Source organism: Gemmatimonas sp., assembly GCF_021298855.1.
Lineage (GTDB): Bacteria > Gemmatimonadota > Gemmatimonadetes > Gemmatimonadales > Gemmatimonadaceae > Gemmatimonas.
Genome location: NZ_JAJTHI010000008.1, coordinates 20,847 through 44,066, shown reverse-complemented (window position 1 = coordinate 44,066; position 23,220 = coordinate 20,847). Strand labels below are relative to the sequence as shown.

General features: G+C 69.3%; 19 protein-coding genes and 1 tRNA gene. 16 read left to right on the top strand and 4 right to left on the bottom strand.

Annotated features, from left to right (window positions below; translation table 11 throughout):
* Window positions 1-19 precede the first annotated feature (19 nt).
* From LW840_RS03625 to LW840_RS03585, 9 genes are all read left to right on the top strand, one after another.
* The gene (locus tag LW840_RS03625; RefSeq protein WP_291276419.1) at window positions 20-1,438 is read left to right on the top strand and encodes a peptidylprolyl isomerase; all 1,419 of its coding nucleotides are present in this window, start codon (window positions 20-22) and stop codon (window positions 1,436-1,438) included.
* 126 nt (window positions 1,439-1,564) lie between these two features.
* Window positions 1,565-2,956, top strand: a complete 1,392-nt coding sequence (locus LW840_RS03620; RefSeq protein ID WP_291267510.1) for a peptidylprolyl isomerase — start codon at window positions 1,565-1,567, stop codon at window positions 2,954-2,956.
* Window positions 2,956-3,888 carry a 4-hydroxythreonine-4-phosphate dehydrogenase PdxA gene (pdxA, locus tag LW840_RS03615; RefSeq protein ID WP_291267509.1) on the top strand — a complete coding sequence of 311 codons (933 nt, stop codon included), beginning with the start codon at window positions 2,956-2,958 and terminating at the stop codon, window positions 3,886-3,888. Before LW840_RS03620 ends, pdxA begins: the two co-directional genes overlap by 1 nt.
* Before the next feature lie 170 nt (window positions 3,889-4,058).
* A complete protein-coding gene (typA, locus tag LW840_RS03610; protein WP_291261258.1) occupies window positions 4,059-5,900 on the top strand; it encodes a translational GTPase TypA in 1,842 nt (613 codons plus the stop codon).
* A gap of 190 nt (window positions 5,901-6,090) precedes the next feature.
* Entirely contained in the window at window positions 6,091-6,399 is a 309-nt protein-coding gene (locus tag LW840_RS03605) for a hypothetical protein (protein WP_291276418.1), read from the top strand.
* A 212-nt stretch (window positions 6,400-6,611) separates the two neighbouring features.
* Window positions 6,612-6,685: transfer RNA gene (locus LW840_RS03600), tRNA-Ile, on the top strand.
* A 76-nt stretch (window positions 6,686-6,761) separates the two neighbouring features.
* The gene (pulA, locus tag LW840_RS03595) at window positions 6,762-9,503 is read left to right on the top strand and encodes a pullulanase-type alpha-1,6-glucosidase (protein ID WP_291276417.1); all 2,742 of its coding nucleotides are present in this window, start codon (window positions 6,762-6,764) and stop codon (window positions 9,501-9,503) included.
* 52 nt (window positions 9,504-9,555) lie between these two features.
* Window positions 9,556-10,785 (top strand): methyltransferase, encoded by a 1,230-nt coding sequence (locus LW840_RS03590; protein WP_291276416.1) that lies wholly within the window; start codon window positions 9,556-9,558, stop codon window positions 10,783-10,785.
* A 25-nt stretch (window positions 10,786-10,810) separates the two neighbouring features.
* On the top strand, window positions 10,811-11,437 hold the full coding sequence (locus tag LW840_RS03585; protein ID WP_291267505.1) for a TlpA disulfide reductase family protein: 627 nt from the start codon (window positions 10,811-10,813) through the stop codon (window positions 11,435-11,437).
* On the opposite strand, the gene LW840_RS03580 is transcribed toward LW840_RS03585, so the two are convergent.
* Window positions 11,379-12,116, bottom strand: coding sequence for a pseudouridine synthase (locus LW840_RS03580; protein ID WP_291267504.1), 738 nt, complete (start codon window positions 12,114-12,116; stop codon window positions 11,379-11,381). The two genes, LW840_RS03585 and LW840_RS03580, sit on opposite strands and share 59 nt — an antisense overlap.
* Before the next feature lie 149 nt (window positions 12,117-12,265).
* Between LW840_RS03580 and LW840_RS03575 the strand changes: the two genes are divergently transcribed.
* On the top strand, window positions 12,266-13,450 hold the full coding sequence (locus LW840_RS03575) for an acyl-CoA dehydrogenase family protein (protein ID WP_291267503.1): 1,185 nt from the start codon (window positions 12,266-12,268) through the stop codon (window positions 13,448-13,450).
* Between the two features lie 19 nt (window positions 13,451-13,469).
* Here LW840_RS03575 and LW840_RS03570 read toward each other — a convergent pair whose 3' ends face one another.
* Window positions 13,470-14,222, bottom strand: coding sequence for an SIMPL domain-containing protein (locus tag LW840_RS03570; RefSeq protein WP_291276415.1), 753 nt, complete (start codon window positions 14,220-14,222; stop codon window positions 13,470-13,472).
* Window positions 14,223-14,321: 99 nt separating this feature from the next.
* Window positions 14,322-15,467 carry a histidine kinase gene (locus LW840_RS03565; RefSeq protein ID WP_291276414.1) on the bottom strand — a complete coding sequence of 382 codons (1,146 nt, stop codon included), beginning with the start codon at window positions 15,465-15,467 and terminating at the stop codon, window positions 14,322-14,324.
* 356 nt (window positions 15,468-15,823) lie between these two features.
* Between LW840_RS03565 and LW840_RS03560 the strand changes: the two genes are divergently transcribed.
* The 5 genes from LW840_RS03560 to LW840_RS03540 all read left to right on the top strand — a co-directional run bounded on the left by LW840_RS03560 (window position 15,824) and on the right by LW840_RS03540 (window position 21,135).
* A complete protein-coding gene (locus tag LW840_RS03560) occupies window positions 15,824-16,687 on the top strand; it encodes a LytTR family DNA-binding domain-containing protein (RefSeq protein ID WP_291267502.1) in 864 nt (287 codons plus the stop codon).
* Between the two features lie 36 nt (window positions 16,688-16,723).
* Window positions 16,724-17,686: an alpha/beta hydrolase gene (locus tag LW840_RS03555; RefSeq protein ID WP_291261268.1), complete on the top strand. Its 963-nt coding sequence runs from the start codon at window positions 16,724-16,726 to the stop codon at window positions 17,684-17,686.
* Window positions 17,687-17,798: 112 nt separating this feature from the next.
* Window positions 17,799-18,086, top strand: a complete 288-nt coding sequence (locus tag LW840_RS03550) for a hypothetical protein (RefSeq protein WP_291261269.1) — start codon at window positions 17,799-17,801, stop codon at window positions 18,084-18,086.
* 27 nt (window positions 18,087-18,113) lie between these two features.
* Window positions 18,114-20,072 (top strand): hypothetical protein, encoded by a 1,959-nt coding sequence (locus LW840_RS03545; RefSeq protein ID WP_291276413.1) that lies wholly within the window; start codon window positions 18,114-18,116, stop codon window positions 20,070-20,072.
* Between the two features lie 76 nt (window positions 20,073-20,148).
* Complete coding sequence (locus LW840_RS03540) at window positions 20,149-21,135, top strand: deoxyhypusine synthase family protein (RefSeq protein WP_291267500.1); 987 nt, start codon at window positions 20,149-20,151, stop codon at window positions 21,133-21,135.
* 3 nt (window positions 21,136-21,138) lie between these two features.
* Here LW840_RS03540 and LW840_RS03535 read toward each other — a convergent pair whose 3' ends face one another.
* Complete coding sequence (locus LW840_RS03535) at window positions 21,139-21,936, bottom strand: LysM peptidoglycan-binding domain-containing protein (RefSeq protein WP_291263820.1); 798 nt, start codon at window positions 21,934-21,936, stop codon at window positions 21,139-21,141.
* A 103-nt stretch (window positions 21,937-22,039) separates the two neighbouring features.
* Between LW840_RS03535 and LW840_RS03530 the strand changes: the two genes are divergently transcribed.
* Window positions 22,040-23,080, top strand: coding sequence for a 3-oxoacyl-[acyl-carrier-protein] synthase III C-terminal domain-containing protein (locus LW840_RS03530; protein WP_291276412.1), 1,041 nt, complete (start codon window positions 22,040-22,042; stop codon window positions 23,078-23,080).
* The last annotated feature ends 140 nt before the right edge of the window (window positions 23,081-23,220 follow it).

Sequence of the window (23,220 nt, the reverse complement as noted above, 5' to 3'; positions counted from 1 at the left end):
GAAATCATACCGTTTGTCCGTGCTGGGTGCCGTCGCGTTCGCCGTTGCCTGCGGGGCAGCGTCCAATCCCGACGTGGCGGCGACCGCCGGCAATCAGCAGCTCTCGGCGGCTCGACTCGCGGAGATCGTGGGGCAGTCGCAGGCGCCCCTCGAGAAGGATGTGGCGCGCTCCATTGCCGAGCTGTGGGTCAACTACCAGCTGGTCGCGCTCGCGGCGGCCAAGGGTGACTCGCTCACCGATCCGAAGGTCATGCAGGACGCACTGTGGTCGAATCTCGACAACATCCGCGTGAAGAAGTTCTACGACAACGTCTCCAAGGGCTGGCAGGCGCAGGTCCCGGGTAGCGACGAGGAGCGGTACAACAGCGGTGAGGCATATGCCGCCCGGCACATCCTCATCAAGACCGAGCAGGGGGCGACGCCCGAGCAGATCGCGGCCGCCAAGAGCAAGGCGCAGGGCATCCTGCAACAGGCCACCCCCGCCAATTTCGTGTCGCTGACCGCCCGCTCCGACGAGCCGGGCGCCAAGGAGCGCGGCGGAGATCTGGGGCTGTTCGGCAAGGGCATGATGGTGCCGGAGTTCGAGAAGTGTGTCGCGGCGCTCAAGCCCGGCGAGATTTCCAAGGAGCTTTGTCAGTCGTCGTTCGGCTTCCACATCATCTACCGCTCGCCGTACGCCGACGTCGCGGAGAAGTTCGCGCCCATCGCCAAGCAGCGGAACGTGGCCATTGCCGAGAGCACGTACCTGGCCAAGCTCGAAGCGAGCAACGAAGTGAAGGTCGAGGCCAACGCCACGGTGAAGGCCAAGGCCATCGCGAAGAACACGCTGGGCTACATGAAGGACAACGACGCCATGGCCACCTACAAGGGGGGCAAGCTCACCGCGTCGCGCTTCGCCGATTGGCTCGCGGCCTATCCGCCGTCGTCGCAGATCCGCCCGCAGCTGGTGCAGGCGCCGGACACGCTGGTCGAGAAGTTCGTGAAGCAGATCGTGCGCAACGAGCTCGTGCTGCGTCAGGCCGACAGCGCCAAGGCCACGGTGGACACGGCCGAGATGTCGAACCTGTTCCTGAACTTCAAGAACGCGGTCACGCAGTCGTGGGCATCGCTGGGGGTGGAGCCCACCAAGCTGGCCGACAGTGCCAAGGCGGCGGGCGGCGACAAGGAGAAGATTGCCGGCGCCAAGGTGGAAGCCTTCTTCAGCAAGCTCGTGAAGAACGAAGTGCCGTTCGTGGACGTGCCGTACCCGGTGGCCCGCGCGGTGCAGAAGAAGTACACCTTCGCCATCAACGAGGCGGGGCTCGACAAGGTCATCGAGCTGGCCAAGGGCGTGCGCGCCAAGGCCGATTCGAGCAAGGCGCAGCAGGGTCCGCCGGCGGCGCCGGGTGCGGCGGCGCCGAGCACGCCGGCTCCGGCTCCTGACACGACCAAGAAGTAACCGCCCACTCCGGTGGGTCTCAGCGCCCCGGCCGGCTTCCGGCCGGGGCGCGTTGTACACGGGGCCACGATGGCCGCGCTGCAACCCTGTTCCCGCCCGCGGGTACCTACCCGAATGATGCCTCGCATGAACCACCGCCTCCTTGTTGCCGCTGTCGCCTTCACGGCGGCGCCCGCGCTCGTGCGCGCCCAAGCGACCTCCGCGTCACCCGCCGCTGCGGCGCCCGCGCCCGCGGCCGACACGATTCGCGGTCTTCCCATTGACGGCATCGCCGCCATCGTGGGCGATCAGATCATCCTCGTGTCGGAGGTCATGACGGCGGTCAACCAGGCGCGGGCGTCGGGCGCCAAGGTGGAGTCGGCCGCCGATCTCGCCAAGCTCGAGGCCGATATTCTCGAGCGCCTCATCGACGCCGAGCTGCTGGTGCAGAAGGCGAAAGACGAGAAGGTGGAGGTGCAGGACGGCGACGTGGCCAGTGCGGTGGATGACCAGGAGAAGAACATCCGCAAGCGCTTTCAGAGCGACGCCGAGTTCAGGGCGGCGCTCAAGGAAGCCGGCATGGGCACCATCGAGGAGTGGCGCAAGATCACCGGCGATCAGTTGCGCCGCGACAAGATGCAGCAGCAGGTCATGCAGAAGCTGCAGCGCGACGGCAAGGTCAGCGCCGTGAATGTGAGTGAGGAGGAGATCCGCGACGCGTTCGAGGTGTTCAAGCAGCGCATCGGCCCCAAGGAAGCCCGCGTGGGCCTGCGGCAGATCGTCGTGGCCACCAAGCCCAGCGAGGCGGCCAAGAAGCGCGCCCGCGACAAGATCGACTCGCTCTGGAACGAGCTGCAGACGCGGCCGGAGGACTTCGAGCTGATGGCCAAGAAGTACTCCATGGACGGTTCGGCGGAAATGGGGGGCGACCTCGGCTGGAACCGCCGCGGGCGCATGGTGCCGGAGTTCGACCGCATGATGTTTTCCCTCAACCCCGGCGTCGTCAGTCCGATCGTGGAGACGGCCTTCGGGTTTCACATCATCCGCGTGGATCGCGTGCAGCCGGCGGAGGTGAAGGCGCGACACATCCTCATCCGCCCGCAGGTGGACTCGAGCGACGAGCGTCGCGCCAAGGAGCTGGCCGACAGCATCGTGCTGGCGTGGCGTGCCGGCGGCAGCTTCGACTCGCTCAGCGTGAAGTTCCACGACAACGCGAGTGGCGAGGACAAGACCATTCCGGAGTATCCGCGCAGTGAGTTGCCCGAGCCCTACCGGAACGCGCTCGAGGGGGCCACGCTCAACCAGATCGTCGATCCGTTTCCGCTCCCCGATCCGTCAGCCGGGGTGGCGAAGTTCGTCATTGCCCAGGTCACGTTTCTGGACGAGGCGGGGGCGTGGACGCTGAACGAGGCGCGCGATCGCATCCGCGATCAGCTGTCGGAGGAGCGCAAGATGCGCCGCCTCATCGACAATCTGAAGAAGCAGACCTATGTGAGTGTTCGCTACGATCCCACCAAGCAGGGGGGTGGCAATCGGTGATGCGGCTGGCGCTCACGCTGGGGGACCCGCGGGGCATCGGTCCGGAGATCGTCGGCAAGGCGCTCAGTGATCCGCGAATTGCGGCGCTGAGCGCCTCGGCGCATGGGCCAAACGCGGTGGCGTGGCGGGTGATCGGCCCGCGCGGCTGCGGGCTGCCGGTGCACGACGATCTGGGCGCGTGGGCGCCCACGGGCGATGCGGCGCGCGATGAAGCCGCCGGCGGGCGCTTTGCCGGGCGTGCGGTGGAGCTCGCGGCGCAACTCGCGCTGCGCGGCGAGGTCGCGGGCATGGTGACGGCACCGCTCGACAAGCACGCGCTGCAGGCCGGTGGCTTCGATTTTCCCGGGCACACGGAAATGCTGGCCCGGCTGGCGGGGGTCCCCACGGCCATGATGCTGGCCAGCGACCGGCTGCGGGTGGTGTTGGCCACGACGCACATCGCGCTGCGCGACGTGCCGGCCGCGCTGACCCGCGAGGTGCTGGCGCAGACGTTCCGCACGACCCACGAGGGGCTGCGCCGCGATCTGGGCATCGACGTGCCGCGCATCGCGCTGTGCGCCATGAACCCTCACGCCGGTGACGGTGGCCGTTTCGGTCACGAAGACGATGACCTGCTGGCGCCGGTGGCCCGCGCCTGCGGCATGTTCGGCCCCTTTCCCGCCGATACGGTGTTCGTGCGCGCGCTGCGCGGCGAGTTCGATGCGGTCATCGCGCCGTATCACGACGTGGGAATGACGGCCATCAAGGTGGCGAGCTTTGGCAGCGCGGTGAACATCACGCTCGGCCTGCCCTTCGTGCGCACCTCGCCGGATCATGGCACCGCGCTGGACATTGCGGGGCAGGGGATTGCGAGTGCCGAGAGTCTGGTGCGGGCGATGGCGGTGGCGGTGGAGATGGTGGAGCGTCGGCAGACGCGAGACAGCCGACGGTAACGGCGGTGTGCCGTGACCGCGACCCGGCCCCGGCATGGACGCCGGGAGCACGCTGAGGGGGTGCCGGTCAGGTCGCGGCGGCGGCGGGGGGCCGGGTTTTCCCGCCGGGGATCATTCCGAACCGGCGGGCCGTTGTTTTGGTATCCCTGTCCCCGCTATCTTCTAAGGCTATGGAAATTCGCAACGTCGCCATCATCGCGCACGTCGACCACGGGAAGACCACCCTCGTCGACAAAATGCTCCGCCAGGCCGGAGCCTTCCGCGAAAATCAGGTCGTAGAAGAACGCGTGATGGACTCCAATCCGCTCGAGAAGGAGCGGGGGATCACCATTCTGGCGAAGAATACCTCCATCCGGTGGAAGGACACGAAGATCAACATCGTGGACACGCCGGGGCACGCGGATTTCGGCGGCGAAGTGGAGCGCATTCTGCGCATGGTGGACGGGGTGCTGCTGGTCGTCGACGCCTTCGACGGCCCCATGCCGCAAACGCGCTTCGTGCTGCGCAAGGCACTGGAACTCGGGCGCACGCCCATCATCGTCATCAACAAGATCGACCGTCCGGGGGCCGACCCGCTCCGCGTGCACGACGAGGTGCTCTCGCTCTTCATCGAGCTCGAGGCCACCGAGGAGCAGCTCGACTCACCCGTGGTGTACTGCTCGGCCAAGAACGGCATCTCGACGCTCGATCTCGACCAGGAAGCGGTGGACTTCGAACCACTCTTCGAGACCATCGTCAAGACGGTCCCGCCGCCGCCGACCGACAAGGACGGGCCCTTCCAGATGCTCGTCTCCACGATCGACTACTCGGCCTATCTCGGCCGCATGGCGATCGGGCGCATCGAGCGCGGTACGGTGCACATGGGTGACAGCATCACCCTCGTCACCCCCGACAACAGCGCGGCGCCCGTGCGCGGCCGGGTCACGAAGCTGTACGGTTACGAAGGGCTGGAGCGCGTGGAAATCCAGGAGGCATCGGCGGGGGAGATCGTGCTGCTCGCCGGCTTCGAAAACGTGGACATCGGCACCACGCTCACCGATCCCAACACGCCGGACGCGTTGGAAGGGATCAGCGTGGAGGAGCCCACGATCAGTGTCGACTTCGTGGTGAACAACTCGCCCTTTGCCGGCAAGGAAGGGAAATTCGTCACCTCGCGGCAGATCCGTGAGCGGCTGTACAAGGAGCTCGAGCGCAACGTGGCCCTGCGGGTGGAAGACAGCGACACCACCGACGCCTGGAGCGTGTCGGGACGTGGTGAGCTGCACCTGTCCATCCTCATGGAGACGATGCGGCGCGAAGGGTTCGAGTTCCAGGTGTCGCGCCCGCGCGTGATCACGCGCATCGACGACAATGGCCAGAAGCTCGAGCCGTTCGAGGAGTTGGCGATCGACGTGCCCGAGGACTATCTCGGCGTGGTCATCGAGAAGCTGGGCCCCCGCAAGGCCGAGATGATCGAAATGAAGAACCCGGGGCAGGGGCTGGTGCGCCTGCTGTACCGTGTGCCGGCGCGCGGGCTCTTCGGCTACCGCTCGGAGTTCCTGACCGATACGCGCGGGACGGGCATCATGCACCACCGGTTCCTGGAGTACGGGCCGTGGGCCGGGCCGCTCTCGGGACGCTCGCGCGGGGTGCTGGTGTCCATGGAAAACGGCACCATCATTGCCTTTGCGCTCTTTTCGCTGCAGGAGCGTTCGACGCTCTTCGTCACCCCGGGCGACGCCGTGTACGAGGGCATGCTCATCGGTGAGAACTCGCGTCCGGGCGACATGGACGTGAACCCCTGCAAGGAGAAGAAGCTCACGAACATGCGCTCCAAGGGCGCGGACGAGGCCATCGTGCTGGAACCGCCCCGCCAGATCACCCTCGAAAGCGCCCTCGAGTACATCGAGGATGACGAGCTGATCGAAGTCACCCCGCAGAGCATCCGCCTGCGCAAGCGCATGCTGGCCGCCAGCGACCGCAAGCGCGTCACGCGCGAAGTCAAGCGCGAACGGGACCGCGCCTCGGCGTAACCGCCCGTCTCCGCTGCCGCAGTCACCATCCGGGCCCAGCCGATCACGGCGGGCCCGGGTGCGTATCCGGGCGCGTTTTTCGGGGTATCGGTGCGTTGGATCGGCTTGCGCCCTGCGCGTCGCCTGCCGATACTCCCGCACAGCAGGCACACGCGTTCCCTTTCTTTCACACTCGCAGGAGAATCGTCCCATGTTGGAGCTGTTCGGGTCGTCGTCAATGGACGCGCTCGAAGAGAAGGTGCAGTCGTCGGTCTTCATGCTCGCCGCCGACGACGACGAAGAGTTCGATGACGAGGGCTTCGACGAGGACGATCTCGACGAGGATGACGACGACGACGACGTCGATTTCGACGACGATGACCTCGACGACGATGAGGACGACGAGGACGACCTCGACGACGATGATGAGGATCTCGACGACGAGGACGACGACGACGACGACGACTACGACTTCGACGAAGACCTCGGCTACGGCGACGAGGACGATCCGGACGCGTGATCAGTCCGCTGGCCTCCCGCACGGGAGCAGGCGGACGGAAGACGGGCGACCTACCGGTCGCCCGTTGTGCGTTTGGCCGAGGCGTGGCGCTGGCCGAGCGTCCGCCGCAGGGATCGTGAGGAAAAGCGGGCGGCTCCCTTTACTCGAGGATCGCCAGAGGATACATTATGCGGCTCTGGTGGATTGGTGGCCCGGTTCGGGCGCCTGGCACCGGGCCTGTAGCTCAGGTGGTTAGAGCGCACGCCTGATAAGCGTGAGGTCAGAGGTTCAACTCCTCTCAGGCCCACTGTCGGTTCATCGCATTTCGCACATGTACGCAAGGGCCTCGGACATTCCGGGGCCCTTTGCGTTAGGCTCACTGCATGCGCTCGTTCCTTCGTAGCCTCACTGCCGCCGTCCTGCTGGGCGGCGCCGGGTCGGCCGCCGCCCAGCCGCCGTCGGCAGGCGACTGCACCGCCGAGACCCACGCCCGCCTGCTCCAGCCGGTGCGGGACCAACCCGCGGCGGCGCGCGCCGTCTGGCTCGACGCCCGCACGGTACGCTGGCCGCAGGCGCCGCTCGATAGCGGCCGGTTCGTGCTGTATGCCAGCCGGGGGGCGTCGCTGACGGTGCGCCCGGGCGAACGGGTCGCCGGCGCCACCGACACCGTGCCTCTGGTCGGGCGGTCTGCCGCTCTGGCCACGCCGCTGGCGCGAGCCACCCGCCACGTGCTCCCTGGGGCCACGCTCTCGCTGGCACGTGGCGGAGCCCTGCCTCGCATGCTGCTGGCGGGGCCGCTGGTGCTCGTGCGCGAAGACGGGGAGGGACGGGTGCTGGCGGCCACCCACACGCAAACCGCACGGGCACTCGACGCGCTGTACGCCACCGCCGCCGAATCCATGACGCTGGGAGCCCAGCCTGTTGCCGGCCAGCGCACCCGATTTGCGCTGTGGGCGCCCACCGCCCGCCACGTTGCCGTCTGCCTCCACCAGGGGACGGAGGGCGCGCGTATCGTGGCGTTGCAGCCCGACACCGTCAGCGGCGTGTGGGCGGCCACGGTGCCTGAGGCGCCACAGGGCACCCCGTACCGCTATCTCGTCGATGTGCACGTCCCCGGGACCGGGATCGTGCGCAATCGGGTCACGGATCCCTGGTCGCTGGCCCTCACGGCCAACTCCGCGCAGTCGGTGGTGGTGGACCTCGCCGATCCGATGCTGGCGCCCCCGGGGTGGAATCGGCGACAGCCGCCGACGCTGACCCATGCGGTGGATCAGGTCATCTACGAATTGCACGTGCGCGACTTCTCCGTGCAGGACGAGCGCGTGCCACCGGCCCATCGCGGCAAGTACCTCGCGTTCACGGACACCGCGAGCCACGGCATGCGGCACCTGCAGGCACTCGCACGCGCCGGTGTCACCGACGTGCATCTGCTGCCGGTCTTCGACATCGCCACCATCCCCGAGATCGGCTGCCTGACGCCGGATGTGCGCGGCACCCCGGCGGGAGAGGCGCAGCAGGCCACCGTCATGGCCGCCGCCGGGAGCGACTGTTTCAACTGGGGCTATGACCCCTTGCACTACACGGTGCCCGAAGGCAGCTACGCCACTGATGCCGGCGCCCATCAGGCCCGTATCCGCGAGTTCCGCCAGATGGTGATGGCGCTCAACGCCGCCGGCTTGCGGGTGGGCATGGACGTGGTCTACAACCACACCTCGGCGGCCGGTCAGTCGCCGCAATCGGTGCTCGACCGCATCGTGCCCGGCTACTTCCATCGGCTGGATGCCGACGGACGCGTCGAAACCTCCACCTGCTGCGCCAACACGGCCACCGAGCATCGCCTGATGGCGAAGCTCATGATCGAGTCGGCGGTGGCGTGGGTGCGGCACTATGGCATCAGCTCGTTTCGTTTCGATCTCATGGGGCACCAGCCACGCGCCGCGATGGAGCGACTGCAGCGCGCGGTGAATGCGGCCGCCGGCACCGCCGTGCCGCTCATCGGCGAGGGGTGGAACTTCGGTGAAGTCGCCGATGGCCGGCGCTTCGTGCAGGCGTCGCAGCGTGCGCTGGGTGGCAGCGGCATCGCCACCTTTTCCGATCGCGCGCGCGATGCCATTCGTGGCGGCAGCGCCCTCGATGATGGCGTGGCACAGGTACGCCATCAGGGCTGGGTGAATGGGCTGGGCTATGCCCCCAACGCGGAGCGGCAGCAGCTCGACACGCCGGCCGCCGACCGTGACGCCCTGCGGCAGGCGGCCGATCTCGTGCGCCTGGGGCTCGCCGGCACCTTGCGGGACTACCGGTTCGTCACCGCCAGCGGCACGGTGCAGGCGGGGGCAGCGCTGCGCTACGGCGGTCAACCAGCGGGGTATGTGCACACGCCGGCCGAAGTCGTGAACTACGTGGAGAATCACGACAACACCACGCTGTTCGACGCGATCGTGCTGAAGCTGCCGCGCGGCACGACCATGGACGACCGTGCGCGGGTGCAGCTGCTGGCGTCGTCCCTGGTGCTGTTCAGTCAGGGCATCGCGTACGTGCATGCGGGGCAGGAGCTGCTGCGCAGCAAGAGTCTCGATCGCAACAGCTTCGATTCGGGAGACTGGTTCAACAGCTACGACCCCACCGGCGCCCAACACGGATTCGGACGCGGGCTGCCTCCGCGCAATGACAACGCCGCCAGCTGGCCGCTGCAGCGTGAGCGGCTGGCCGACGCCACGCTGGTGCCGTCACCGGCCACGGTGGGGTTCACGCGCGCCGCCTTTCTCGACCTGCTGCGCATCCGCGCGAGCTCCTCTCTCTTCCGGTTGCGTACGGCAGGAGAGGTGCGCACCCGGCTGCGCTTTGCCAACGTGGGGCGCGCCCAGGAGCCCACGGTGATCGCGGCCCATCTCGACGGTCGCGGACTGACCGGCGCCAACTTCGCCGACCTGCTGTATGCCGTGAACGCCGACACGGTGGCGCACGAGGTAACGGTCCCGTGGCTGGCCGGCGCGCCACTCCAGCTGCATCCGGTGCTGGCCGCCCCCACGGCGGCCGACGCGCGCGTTCGCAGCGCCCGCTGGGACCGTGCCCGTGGCGTGCTGACCGTGCCGCCGCGCACCGCCGTGGTGTGGGGACGCCGCTGATGCGGCGCCGGCTGGGCGTTTCGCCGGTCACACCACGCAGTAGCTTGCGCCCATGACCATGCGCAGCGGAATCTCCGCCTACGACACGTGGCAGGTGGGGCGGGTGTCCGTCATGGACGCGGTGGTGGCCGTGGCCTCCAAGCCGGGCGTCCTGGCCCACGGCGGTACCGACGCACCCGCCGGCATGCTGGCCGAAGCGGTGGCCACCCGGCGTCCGTCGGCTGCCGGCGCACTGTCCCTCCACCTGGGGAGCGGCAATGGGCTCGTGCCCGCCGTGGCACAGGCCGTGGGGTTTGCGCCGCTCGCCGTTGACCGGTACGCGGCGAATGCCGAGGCCACCCGTCGGTCGCTGCTCGCCTCCGCTTCGCCCGGCGCGCACGATGGCCAGAGCCCGCCGGCCGTGTTCCACACGGCGTGCGTCAATCCGCACGTGGAGGCTGGCTCGTGCGAGTTGGTGACCATTCGCATTCCCACCGACAAGCTGGGCGTGCAGTTGGCCGTGGTGGAAGCCTTCCGTGCGCTTGCGGTGGGGGGACGGTGTCTGCTGGCGGGGGCGAATGACGAAGGCGCCAAACCGGCGGCGCGCCTGCTGGAGCAGCTTTTCGGGGCGGCGCGGCTCGAGAACCAGCACAGTGGCTGTCGGCTGCTGTTGGCGGTGAAAACGGCAGACGTGCCGGCGGACGGCGTGCTCGCGACCACACCGTGGCTCGACTGCGAGACGTTCTTCGAACAACCGGTGGTGGTGGGCGGCACCGCGTTCGTCCTGGCCACGCGCCCCGGCGTGTTTTCATGGGAGCATCTCGACGAGGCTTCCCGCGTGCTGGCCGACCTCATGCGCGTGGACGATGGCGAGACCGTGCTCGACCTGGGGTGTGGGGCCGGCATCCTCGGGGTGGTGGCTGCTCGCCTCACCCCGGCCGGCTCGGTGTGCATGCTCGACGCCGATGCCGATGCCATCCGCTGTGCACAGCGCACCGCCCGCATGGCGCAGTGCCTCAACGTGGACGTGCGCGCCAGCGACGTGTGCAGCGCCGTCGCCGGGCGCGCCTTCGATGTGGTGGTGAGCAATCCGCCGTTTCACCTTGGCAAGGGCACCGACCTGGCCATCCCGCGCGCGTTCATCGAGCAGGCCCATGCGCACCTGCATCGTGGCGGGCGCCTGTATCTGGTGGCCAACCGCACGCTGCCGTATGAGCGCCTCATCGCCGAGGTGTTTGGCGAGGTGCGCACGGCGCACGACGGGCGCCGGTTCAAGGTCATTGGCGGGGTGCGTCGTGCCTGAGGAGCACGAGCCACGACCGTCCCGGGTGCCGACCTGGGCGCCGGCGTGGATCCCCGTGGGGCTGGTCCGCTGGCTCACGCTGCCCAATCTCGTGACCGCGGCCATCCTGCTGTGGGCGGCGCCACGCTGCTGGCCGCACATGGAGGCGCTGATGGGGGTGCGGCAGCGTGCCGCGCTGCAGCCGGACTACGCCGTGACCACACGGCGCGGCGACCGGATCACCGCCGAGAGCCTGCGCGGGCAGGTCGTCTTCGTGAATGTGTGGGCGACCTGGTGCCCACCCTGTCGGGCGGAGATGCCGGCGCTGCAGCAATTGGCCAACGCCTACGCCGACGACGGCCTGGTGGTGCTGGGGCTGTCGGTGGATCGCGGTCCGGCTCAGACGGTGGATGCCTTTCTGGCTGAGCGCGACATCCGCTATCCGGTGGCGATCGTCACCGCTGAGGTCATCGCCGCCTTCGGTGGCGTGCGCGGGTATCCCACGAGCTTTCTCGTCGACCGGCAGGGCGTGGTGCGCCATACCGTGATGGGGCCGGTGGGCCCGCTTACGCTGCGGCCGGCGATCAGGCGGCTCCTGGCAGAGCGCCTTCCGGCTACCGCGCGCCCTTCGCCGCCCGGGCCGCCGACTGCGCGGCCTCCCGCAGTGCCCTGACTTCGTCGGCGGCAAGCACCCGCCAGCTCCCGATGTTCACGCCGGTCAGGTCGAGCGGCCCGAAGGTGGCGCGGTGCAGGGCCGTCACGTGGTGGCCCACGGCGGCGAACATGCGTCGCACCTGGTGGTAGCGACCCTCACTGATGGTCAGGCGCACCTGTCCCCCGTCGTGCGCCGTCAGTATGGCCGCACGCACGGGCTCGTCGTCTCCCTGCAGCCGCAGCGTCCCGCTGGCAAAGCGCTCGGCCTCGTCCCCGCGCAGCGGGTCGGCCAGCGTCACGTCGTAGCCCTTCGGCAGGTGCCATCGGGGTGAGGTGAGCTGGTGATTGAGTGGCCCATCGTCGGTGAGCAGCAGCAGGCCGCTCGTGTCCGCGTCGAGCCGCCCCACGGTGGCCAGCACGGGCGTGCGCACCAGCCACCGCGGCGGCACCAGGTCGTACACGAGCGGCGGTCGATCGCGCGTGGAGCAGACGTAGCCCACGGGCTTGTGCAGCAGGACCACGGCCCCGGGCGGGGGATCGAGCGGGGCACCGTCCACGCGCACGTCATCGTGGGCAAACGGATCCCCGTCGCGCAGGACGGCCCCGCTGGCCGAACGGACCTGCTGACCGGCAATCAGGCGCTCGCACGCCTTGCGGGGGCCGTAGCCGAGACGGGCGAGGTAACGGGCGAGGGACACGCGAGGAGCGGCAGGCAGGGCAGGGGATCGAGGGCGGCCCGTGCATTATACTGCCGAGGCCATCGCCGGGGGCCAGTACGCGCCTTCGGTCCCGCTCGCGGAGCGTCCAACCCGGCGCCCTCGCACGTTCCCACTCGTCACGAGTCCGTATGCCGCGTCGCCCAGCCATCACCACCAGCGACTTCTACGACTGGTTTTCCACGGTGCCCGACGCGGTGAACGCGGAGCGCCTCGCCCTGCGGCAGTTCATGACCGAGGAGTGGGAGCCGCAGGCCAACGCCTGGTGGGAGAAGGGCGAGTTTCCGCGCGACTACCTCGTGGCGCGCATGAAGGCGCTGGACCTGCTGCAGCATCGGTACACGCCGGCGCATGCGCCCGTGGCCACCGTCTCGGATGGGCTGCTCAGCATGGAGTTTGCGCGTGTCGATCCGTCACTTGCCACCTTCTTCGGCGTGCATGCCGGGCTCTGCATGAACGCCATCGCGCTCTGCGGGTCACCGGAGCAGCAGGAAGAGTGGCTGCCGGCATTGCGACGGTGGGATCTGGTAGGAGCGTTCGGGCTCACCGAACCCGATGTCGGGTCTGGTGTCGCGCGCGGACTCACGACCACCTGTCGGCGCGATGGGGACACGTGGGTGCTCAACGGCCAGAAGAAGTGGATCGGCAATGCCACCTGGTGCGACGTGGTGGTGATCTGGGCGCGCGACGAAGCCGACCAGACGGTGAAGGGGTTCATCGTGCGCACCGCACTGCCGGGCTACTCTGCGGAGCTCATGCGCGGCAAGATTGCGCAGCGCACGGTGCACAACGGCCTCATCACCATGCGCGACCTGCGGGTGGCGGAAGCCGACCGCCTGCAGCGTGCCACGTCGTTTGCCGACACCCAGCGGGTGCTCGTCACGGCGCGCTGCGGGACGGCATGGCAGGCGGTGGGGTGTGCGATGGGCGCCTACGAGCATGCGCTACGGTACGCCGGCGAGCGCACCCAGTTCGGTCGTCCCATTGCCTCCTACCAGCTGGTGCAGCAGATGCTCGTGAAGATGCTGGGCAACGTGACGGCCATGATCGGCGTGGCGTTGCGGGCGTCGGAGTTGCAGGACCGTTTGGGCCCCCGCGACGAACACTCGGCGCTGGCCAAGCAGTTCTGCGCGGCCAGGTGCCGGGAAACGGTGGCGCTGGCCCGGGAGGCGCTGGGTGGCAACGGTATTCTGCTGGAGTACCACGTGGCACGGCTGTTTGCCGACGCGGAGGCCATTTACAGCTACGAAGGGTCGAACGAGATCAACACCATGATCGTGGGGCGCGCCATCACCGGCCACTCGGCGTTCGTGTAACGAGCGGCGTGCCTGAGCCTCAGTCGTCGAGCCCGTACACCACCGTGGTCACCACGCGTACGCGCTTGCGCACCTGGCTCTCCTCGGTGATTCCCGCCGCCTGATCGCGCGGCAGGATCTCGAACACGCCTTGGCTGGCCGTACGGATGCCGGAGAGGGTGCTGTTGGCGTCACGTGCGAACTGCTCGGCGCCCTGGCGCGCGCGCGCCGTGGCTTCGGCAATCATGGCCGGCTTGAGCGTATTGAGGCCGGTGAAGACGAAGGTGGGGCCGCCACCCCCGTACTCCTGACCGCTCGACAGCACCACCCCGTTGCGGACCAGCTCCGGGACCCGCTGGCTGGCGGCCTGCACCTTGTCGACATCGGCCGAGCGCACCACCAGCGTTTGACGAATGATGTAGCGGGCGGTGTTGGCATATCCGCCCACGGTGCGCGCGTCTTCCACCCGGAACTCCTGCACCGTGATCTCCGCGGCGGTGGAGTCGAGTCCGTTCTCGCGCAGGAAGGCGCGCACCTGCTGCACGTTGCGCTCGAGGGCGGTGTTCGCGCGCCCGAGGTCATCGTCGGTGGCCACCAGGCGCAGCGGCCAGATCGCGAGGTCGGCCTTGGCCTCGCGCTCGGCGACGCCCTTGACCGCGACGGTGCGGTCGGCGGTGCGCATGCGGGCGAAGCCGGTGCCAATCAACGCACCGGCGCCGGCCATGCCCACGGCCAGCACCAGAGCGCCGAGCAGCAGGGGCGTGCGGGGGATGGGGGGGGCAACCGTCGTCATGGGCAGTGTACGAAAGGGTGGAGAACGGTGGAGATAGGGATTCTCCGTGGAAACCCGTCGGGTGGCAAGCGTGCCATGCCCCAGCCGTCAGGCCCCTGTTCAGTTCTGCACCGGCAGGCGGATGTCCACCCGACACCCCCCGCTGGGCTGGTTGCTCATGCGAAAGGCATAGCGGTCGCCGTAGAGCATGGCGAGACGGGAGCGCGTGTTGGTGAGCCCAATGCCCAACCCGTCCACCGACGGCACCGCCGCGAGAAAGCGTCCGCTGGTGGTGAGCAGCCCGTCGAGTCCCTTGCCGTTGTCCTCCACGACGATCTCGAGACTGCCACCCACGCGCGCCAGACGCACGGCGATCGACTGATCGGGGTGGCCCGGCGCCAGGCCGTGCTTGAGGGCGTTCTCCACGATCGGCTGCAACAGGAAACTCGGCACCATGAGATCGACCGCATTGGGGTCCACGTCGATGTCCACGTCCAGCCCGTGGCCGTAGCGTACGCGGGCGATCTGCAGGTAGAGCTCCACCAGCTCGATCTCCTGCCAGACGGGAATGAGCGATTGCCCGGCCGACCGCAGCGAGAGGCGCAGCAGATCGCTGACGCGAATGAGGGTGCGCTGCGCCTCCTTCACGTTCATCTCCATCAGCTCGGCCACCGAGTTGAGGGCATTGAAGAGGAAGTGCGGGTTGAGCTGCATGCGCAGCGCCTCCAGCTGCGTACGCGCGAGCTTCTGCTCGAGCTCCGCGGCGGCGCGATCCCGCTCGCGATACCGCCGCACGAACTCGACCATGTACGCGGCCCCGAGCACGGCCCAGTAGAGCACCACCTGAATGTCGAGATGATTCACGATCACCACGCGCAGGGCGAACGCGTAGGTCGTGACCTGTCCGACGGCGCCGAACACGTGGTCGAGCCAGGCAATGGCCAGCACGTTGGCCGCACTGATCATCACGGTGAACCCGGCGTGCAGGGCCAGCCACGGCAGGACGCGGGCCGTATCGAGCTGCACGCGATCAACGAGCGTGAGGATCAGCTGCGACCAGAGTCCCCACAACATCCACGCCGAGCCCTGCCAGAGCAGCGCCGTGCCGATCCCGTAGTGGACGCCGGAGGTGTCGCCCACCACGGTGAGCTGCAGCGCGGCGAGTGATGAGGGCACCACCCAGATGCCGGCAAACAGCACGCGGGTGAGCCGCCGCAGCCGTGCGCCCTCATCCGCGATGGTGAGGGGAAGTGACGAGTTGGTCATGGGTGAGACAAGACGCGTTCAGGGGAGACAGGACGAATCCGCTCTGGCGGGACAGCACGCGGGCACGCAGGCGAACTCTGGAGCGGGAGCGGGGTATCAGCGAACCAGCGGACCGCGTGCAACAAGGCGGCACTTCCCTCCGTCGGGGTCTGGGGCAACCGTTCGGGACAGCAGGGGCCACCGTCTGTGCAACCGCGCTTCGCAATTTGGTGTTGGTCCCCGGTCTGGGTATCCGCTGGCGATCCCGAAATCGGTCTCACTGCGGTATGGTCGTCGAAGCGTCACCGTCACGTCGCGCCTCCCGACGTGATGGCCCGGTGCGCTTCGGTTCGTCAACGGGAGGGGAGAAGGCACGAGTGCGAGTCCTGATTGTGGATGACGAAACGCTGGCCCGCCAGCGCGTACGCCGCCTGCTGCAAAATGAAAGCGACGTGGAAATCGTGGGCGAAGCCGAGTCGGGTCTCGAGGCGGTCGAGATGATTCGTGCGCTGCGTCCGGATCTGGTGTGCCTCGATGTGCAGATGCCCGGACTCGACGGCTTCGGCGTGCTGCGGGAGATCGAGGGTGGCCCGGTCCCCATGGTCCTGTTCGTCACGGCGTATGATGAGCATGCGCAGCGTGCGTTCGATGTGCACGCGGTGGATTACGTGCTCAAGCCAGTGGACGGCGATCGCTTCCGCGCGGCCTTCGAGAAGGCGCGCAAGCAGCGCGCGAACGCCGTGGCGGCCGAACGGCTGGGCGAGCTGCTCGAAACGGTACGGCGCCTTGCCGACGGCGGTGGCGAAGCACGTGACGGGGCTGCGGCCCTCGCCGGTCTGGCACTGGGCGCCGGTGGCAGCAGCGCGGCGGCGGCGCCTCCGGCGGCAGGAGCCGCCGCGCCGAGTGGCAGCTACGCCAGCCGGATTCTGGTGAAGCAGGACGGCCGCATGTTCTTCGTGAAGACCACGGAAATCGACTGGATCGAGGCCGATCGCAACTACGTCCGCCTGCATGTGGGGAAAACGGCGCACACCATCCGGGAGCGCATCTCGCATCTCGAGGAAACGCTCGACCCGCGACTCTTCGCCCGCATTCACCGCTCGACCATCGTGAACCTCAATCGGGTGCGCGAAATGCAACAGTGGTTCTCGGGTGACTACGTCGTGATTCTCGAGGATGGGACGCGGTTGCGCCTCAGTCGCCACTATCGCGACCGGGTGGAAAAGCAGGTCGGCGTCTAGGCGGGTCGCGCATGCGCTTCCGACGTGGGTGGGGTCGTGGCTGAGTCCCTGCGGCCGTATCTGGCCGCCAGCCGCCCCAGCTGGCAGGCGCATGTCGTGCACTGGCTGGTGGCGGCACGCATGCGCCCGCATGCGTTGCGCCCCATCGATCCCCAGTGGGTGCGCGCCAACATGGGCAAACCCCGCGGTCCCCGCCAGCTCATGGCGCGATCCACCGGGGCGCGGCTCGCACTGCGCCCCCCAACAGGGGGGTGGCCAGGGGGGGAGCATCTGGTCTGGCCCGCTGCCGCCCCCGGCGCTCCCACGCTGCTGTATCTGCACGGTGGTGGCTACATCGCCTGCTCCCCCGAGACCCATCGGTCTCTTGTCGGGTCCCTGGTGCGGCGCACGGGCGGCGAGGCCTGGGTGCCGCGGTACCGACTGGCCCCCGAACATCCGCATCCCGCCGCCCTCGACGACGCGCTGTCGGCCTACCGGTTCCTGCAGCGCGAGCAGGGTGTGGCGCCCGAGCGACTGGTGGTGGCCGGGGACTCGGCCGGTGGGGGGCTGGCCCTGGCCCTCGTGCTGGCCCTCCGCGACGCGGGCGAGCCGCTCCCGGCGGCCGTGGTCACCTTCTGTCCATGGACGGACATGGCGGCGACCGGCGCGTCGCTCAACGAAAACAGCGCGCGGTGTGCCATGTTCGCCGGCGAAACGATCCGCCGTGCGGCCGGCTTCTACGTGGGCGGCGGCGACCCGCGTGCGCCCACGGTCTCGCCGTTGTACGGCGACTATCGCGGGTTCCCCCCGTTGCTGGTGCACGCCAGCGCCGACGAGGTCCTGCGCGATGATGCCCTGCGGGTGGCCGAGCGCGCGCGCGACGCGGGCGTGCCGGTGGAATGTGCCCTCTGGCCCCGTGTGCCGCATGTGTGGCAGTTCTTCGCCGCGGTGCTTCCCGAAGCCCGGGAATCGCTGGCGCGCACTCGGGACTTCATTGCGCGACACACCGCAGGTCGGTGATTTGCGTGCCGGAGTGATCCCGGCAGCACGGACGTTCGAACGACCTCGACCACCGGCGTGACGATCCGTGACGAGGGGAAACGCAGGGCGTCCAGCAGGCAGCCAGATGCCCATGTCCGACGACGTATTCCCCTCGTATCGCCCACCCGACTGGTACCCGCTGCAACGCGCGTTGGCGAGCGTGTTCGGCGTGGACGCCATCGACGCCACGGCAGCCTTCTGGTTCATCGGCTTTGTGCCAGGGCCGGTGGACGTTGGCGAACTGCGCCTGTACGAACACAGCGCGACCAGGCGTCGGTTGGCACTGGACGCCACCGGCGGGGCCTATCGTTGGCTGGACGGCGTGGGGCGCTACGTGCGGGGGGATGATGAAGAAGCGTTGGTCGAAGCGCTCGTCTAGGCGGCGGCAGCGGCCGATATAAGACGCATGGCCTCAGAAGTCGCCGGAACGGGCGGCGCCGGTAGTGGCGTCCCGATTCCGCCGTCCGCCGCCGTGCGGCCGGCGGTGCCATCGCGCGCCGTGGTACCGGTCCAGCGCACCGGTACGGGACTTTCCCCCACCACCACGCCTCTGGGGCGGAGTGGGGTGCCGCTCGACGCGCTGTTCGCCATTGGCGATGCCGTGGAGACGCGGGAGATGGTGCCCCCCGTGGCGATGGAAATGGGGCTGGAGAGCGCACGCCGCCAACTGCTCCAGCACCAGCCGGAGGGGGCCCTGGCCGTCCTCGATACCATCTGGGCTGGAGCCGCCGACAGCGAAGAGGGCTGGTACCTGCGATCGGGCGCACTCACCGTGCTGGGGCATCCGCTCGAGGGCGAACGCGTGGCCGGACAGGGGTTGGAGGCGCAGCCCGATTCACGGGCGCTGCGGCTGCTGCAGTCGGTCGCGCGCGCCATGGTTGGTGACCTCTCGGGGGCGCGTGCGGCGCTGCACGGGGCGCTCGAGCGCACCCCTGCCGACCCGGTACTGCTGGCGCAGCAGGCGCTCCTGCTGGCCCGACAGGGCCACGCAGACGACGCGGCTGCCCTCCTGTCCGTCCTCGCGGCCAACGTGCCGGAGCACCCGGCGCTGGCATGGGCGCGCACGGCGGTGCGCACGGCCGGCCGCGACCGCGACCGCAGCGTGGCCCGGGCGGTCACCAGTGCGACCACTCACGCGGAACCGGTCGCGGCCGAACGCGCCGAGGCCACGCTCCACCCCGAGGTGGCCGGCAATGGCGCCCCGGACGGCGCCCTGGACGGCGCCCCGGACGGCGACATGGTGACGAGCGCCTTCGCGCGCCTGGGCGCCCGGCTCCGACATGAGGACGCCCCTGCGTTGCAGCACCATCTGCGCACGCTGCTCCGTGCCTGCTCGGCCGGCGGAACACTCGCCAGCGCCTGTACGCCGTCCGAGGCGCACGCAAGTCGACAGCTGTTGCTTGCGCTGACGGATGCCGTCGACGAGCCGCGGCACCACGGCGTGCCCATGCCCATCGACAGCGGGGCACGGCCAAGCACGCCCGACAGTCCGGCGCCGCTGCACACGCTGGTCCGGCAGTTGGTTCCGGTACTGCGGCGGGGGCGAAGCATGGCCGACGCCTCCGCGGCGTCGTCTCCCGCGGCTCCGTCTCCCGCGGCTCCGTCTCCCTCGGCTCCGTCTCCCGCGGCACCGTCTCCTGCGGCACCGTCTCCTGCGGCACCGTCGCGCGCGGCACTTTCTCGCGCGGCGTCGCCACCCCCGGAGGTGACCGCGGCGGTGACCGCAGCGGAGCGCCTGCTGCGGCGTCACGGCGCCACCGTGCCCCCGGCGGCGCGCGCGCTCCTCGCAGTTCTGGTGGCGGGTGCTGCCGGCGACCCGGGTCCGATGGCGCCGGTCACGACGGTCATGGATGACCGGGCTGGAGGCACGCCCGCCACCGGCGCCGCCGCGATACGCGCCCGACGCGCGGCGGGTGTGGACGGCGTGGCCACCCACGAGGTGGAGCAGGGGCCGCTCGTGCCGGTGCGTCTCGGGCTGTCACTGCTGGCGGAAACCGCCGCGACCAGGGCCCTGGAACGGGCGCAGGAGCCGCTGGAAAGCGCGGTTCCGCTCCCCGGCCAGGGGCTCGGCGCCTTCGTTCCGCACGGCAGCGTGCGCACGACGCCGACGGATTGGGACGTTTCGGCAGGCGCAGATCGGTCGAGTGCGTTCAACGGTACCGGCTGGGGGGAGGCACGCGCGCGCGCTGCGGTTGAGCACTCGCCGCACGATGCCGCACGCGGTGCGGCGCTGCCGGCGATCATCCTGGGGGCAGGCGCCCTCGGAGCCGCCATGAACGGTGCCGCCACGGTTGCCGCGGTGCTGGGGGCCGTCGCCATGTGGTTGCTGGTACGCACACCGTCGGCGCCCACCACTCGGGACTGATTAGATTGCCAACGGCACCACACCGGCACCGCTGCCGGTGTGGGAGCACCGTGCATCGTCAGAACCCGACTCTTCCATGGCCCAGCCCACTTCCGCGCCGGTGACGGCGTTTCTGCGTCACCACTATCGGCACTTCAACGCGGCGGCACTCATCGACGCGGCCGACGGGTACATCCGCCACCTCGACCAGGGCGGCAAGATGATGATCACCCTGGCCGGCGCGATGAGCACGGCGGAGTTGGGCATCTCGCTGGCCGAGATGATCCGGCAGGACAAGGTGCACCTGATCACGTGCACGGGGGCGAACCTCGAGGAAGACATCTACAACCTCGTGGCCCACGATCACTACGCCCGCGTTCCCAACTACCGCGACCTCACGCCCGACGACGAGCAGAAGCTGCTCGATCAGCACTTCAATCGCGTGACGGACACGTGCATTCCGGAGGCCGAGGCCATCCGGCGCATCGAGAAGGCCGTGCTCGAGGAGTGGCAGGCCGCCGACCGGGCGGGCGAGCGCTATTTCCCGCACGAGTTCATGTACCGCATCCTCAACAGCGGGAAGCTCAAGGAGTTCTACCAGATCGATCCGAAGGACTCGTGGATGGTCGCGGCGGCCGAGAAGAACATCCCGATCATCGTGCCGGGCTGGGAAGACAGCACCAACGGCAACATTTACGCGGGGCACTGCATGGAAGGGGACATCAAGAATGTCCACACCGTGCGCAGTGGCATCGAGTACATGATGTACCTGGCGGACCTGTACACGCAGATGACGAAGGACACCACCATCGGCTTCTTCCAGATCGGTGGCGGCATTGCCGGTGATTTCCCCATCTGCGTGGTGCCCATGCTGCATCAGGATCTGCAGCGCACCGAGGTGCCACTGTGGGGCTACTTCTGCCAGATCAGCGACTCCACCACGTCGTACGGGTCCTACTCGGGCGCCGTGCCGAACGAGAAGATCACGTGGGGCAAGCTGGCCATCGACACGCCCAAGTACATCATCGAGTCCGATGCCAGCATCGTGGCGCCGCTCGTCTTTGCCATCGTCCTCGGCCAGTAACGGCTAGCGGGTACTCGTATCGCCCGGTGCCGGTTTGGGCACCCGCAGGCGCTGCCCCACCGTGATGTCGTCCTGCCCCAGCCGGTTGAGCTGGCGCAGCACGTCCGGCGAGGTGCGGTAGCGCCGGGCGAGCCCGGTCAGCGTTTCGCCGCGTCGCACGATGTGCGACACGTACTCGTCCATGGGGCGCGGCGCGCTGCGCGCGGTCCCTTCCGATTCCTGCTGCTCCCGCGTGGCCGCGCCGCGCGCGCGCGCGCTGGCCTGCGCCACCCGCTCTGCCTCGGGCCACGAGGCGTCATCCACGATGAAGTCCACGCGTGCACCGGGGGTGCGCAGGACGAGCCCGCGCCCGCGCCCGCGAAAGATGGTCCGCGGCTCCAATGTGAACGCCGCGTCGTAGGGATAGCTCTCCACCAGCAACGCCAGCGGCCCGTCGTCGCGCGGCCGAAGCAGCGGTGTGGGGGGCGCACCCACATACAGCAGCCGTCGGTCGGTGGCCACCACCACGCCGAACGACTCGCGCCACATGTCGGTCCATCGGCGCTGCGACGCGAACGCCTGCGCCACGATGCGTTCGCCGGGAGCCATGGCCGACTCGACTTCCCCCAGGGCGGCATCCCGCGCCATGCGCCGCGCGCCAATGGGGGGCACGATGGCGGCCGCAGCCACCAGCGCCACCGTGCCGACCAGTGCCGTCGTGGAGGTCAGGGCCACGAGCACCTGCACCCACAGCGAACGCTGGCGGCGTTCCGGTGGCGTGCCGGCCGTCAACCATTCCTTGGTGGTGCGCGGGGTGGTCATCCGGTGAAGTTTAGGCAGGTGACCAAGCGGCCCGTGGCACCCGCACGGCGCCGACCCCGCGCACGTCCCCCTCGCCCCGACCCTCCGTACACCGTCCTGGCGCATGACCGTATCCCACTCCGTTACGATCACGTCCACCGGACGTGCCCTGCCATCGCGTCTCATCGACGCCGAGGCGGTGCGGCGCATGGTGCCAGCCGCGCTACCCCTCGGGCCGGATGCCGGCGACACGGCGTGGTCCCGCTATTGGTGCGCCGCGCACGAGAGCACCGTCGACCTGGCCGAGGAAGCCGCGCTGCAGGCGCTCGAGCGTGCCGGCCTCACCGCAGCGGACATCGATCTGCTCGTCGTGGCCACCGATACGCCGGAGTACATTCTGCCCGCCACGGCGGCGGTGCTGCAGGAACGGCTCGAGATGCGCGCGGTACCGGCATTCGACCTCACCGCGTCTGGTGATGGCTTTCTCCCGGCGCTGGAGGTGGTGCGGGGGTACCTTGCCGGCGCGTCGGCACCGCAGCGGGCGCTGCTGGTGGGCGCGAGCACCCTCTCCAAGTACCTCGATGGGCATGACCACCGCACAGTGCCGTACATTGGCGACGGCGCCGGTGCCCTCCTGCTCGAGGTGGGGCAGCGCGACAACGACGGTGACGGCCACCGCACGAGCGCGGGCGCACCCGTGGGCGTGCTCGGCAGCGACGTGCGCACCTCCGCGCGCGACGTGCACACCTTCGGCATCTTCGCCGGTGGCAGCCGCACGCCGGTCACGCACGCGGTGATCGACGCCGGCATTCAGAATCGTCTGCGCTGGACCGGCCCCATGCCGCCACCGCTGCCGGTGGAGGCCTGTGCCGACCAGTTGCGTGCGCTGTTGGCGCGCTTCGGCCTGGAGCCGGCCATGGTGCAGCACTGGCTCTGGGCGCAGATCGGCGACGGTGCCGTTGCCGCGATCATGGAGGCGTTGGGGGAGGAGATGGCGCGCGTCCACAGCACGAGATCCGCCCTTGGCTTCACCGGTTCGGCCTGCACCCCCCTGACGCTCGACGATGCCGTCACGCGCGGCCTCCTGGCGACCGGTGACGTCGTGGTGCTCGCCGGCGCGGGCGCGGGCCGTGATCTGTGCGCCACCGTGGTGCGCTGGGGATGACGCTGACGCCCCACCGGTGTCCCCCGGCGTTTGGTGGCGTACCGGCGACGTTACGGCGCTCCTCACCCCATCCGCTGGCGCGCCGCGTGCGCGCTGGCGAGCATTCGGGGGGCGCGCCGTTCCCTCGCCCGATGCTGACC

Excerpts from the sequence above, each read along its gene's own strand:
- LW840_RS03550 (WP_291261269.1), top strand. The coding sequence starts at position 17,799 with ATGTCCGACGACGTATTCCCCTCGTATCGCCCACCCGACTGGTACCCG.
- typA (WP_291261258.1), top strand. The coding sequence starts at position 4,059 with ATGGAAATTCGCAACGTCGCCATCATCGCGCACGTCGACCACGGGAAG.
- LW840_RS03570 (WP_291276415.1), bottom strand. The coding sequence starts at position 14,222 with ATGACGACGGTTGCCCCCCCCATCCCCCGCACGCCCCTGCTGCTCGGC.
- LW840_RS03540 (WP_291267500.1), top strand. The coding sequence starts at position 20,149 with ATGGCCCAGCCCACTTCCGCGCCGGTGACGGCGTTTCTGCGTCACCAC.
- LW840_RS03530 (WP_291276412.1), top strand. The coding sequence starts at position 22,040 with ATGACCGTATCCCACTCCGTTACGATCACGTCCACCGGACGTGCCCTG.
- LW840_RS03535 (WP_291263820.1), bottom strand. The coding sequence starts at position 21,936 with ATGACCACCCCGCGCACCACCAAGGAATGGTTGACGGCCGGCACGCCA.
- pdxA (WP_291267509.1), top strand. The coding sequence starts at position 2,956 with ATGCGGCTGGCGCTCACGCTGGGGGACCCGCGGGGCATCGGTCCGGAG.
- LW840_RS03590 (WP_291276416.1), top strand. The coding sequence starts at position 9,556 with ATGACCATGCGCAGCGGAATCTCCGCCTACGACACGTGGCAGGTGGGG.
- LW840_RS03605 (WP_291276418.1), top strand. The coding sequence starts at position 6,091 with ATGTTGGAGCTGTTCGGGTCGTCGTCAATGGACGCGCTCGAAGAGAAG.
- LW840_RS03620 (WP_291267510.1), top strand. The coding sequence starts at position 1,565 with ATGAACCACCGCCTCCTTGTTGCCGCTGTCGCCTTCACGGCGGCGCCC.
- LW840_RS03575 (WP_291267503.1), top strand. The coding sequence starts at position 12,266 with ATGCCGCGTCGCCCAGCCATCACCACCAGCGACTTCTACGACTGGTTT.
- pulA (WP_291276417.1), top strand. The coding sequence starts at position 6,762 with ATGCGCTCGTTCCTTCGTAGCCTCACTGCCGCCGTCCTGCTGGGCGGC.
- LW840_RS03565 (WP_291276414.1), bottom strand. The coding sequence starts at position 15,467 with ATGACCAACTCGTCACTTCCCCTCACCATCGCGGATGAGGGCGCACGG.
- LW840_RS03545 (WP_291276413.1), top strand. The coding sequence starts at position 18,114 with ATGGCCTCAGAAGTCGCCGGAACGGGCGGCGCCGGTAGTGGCGTCCCG.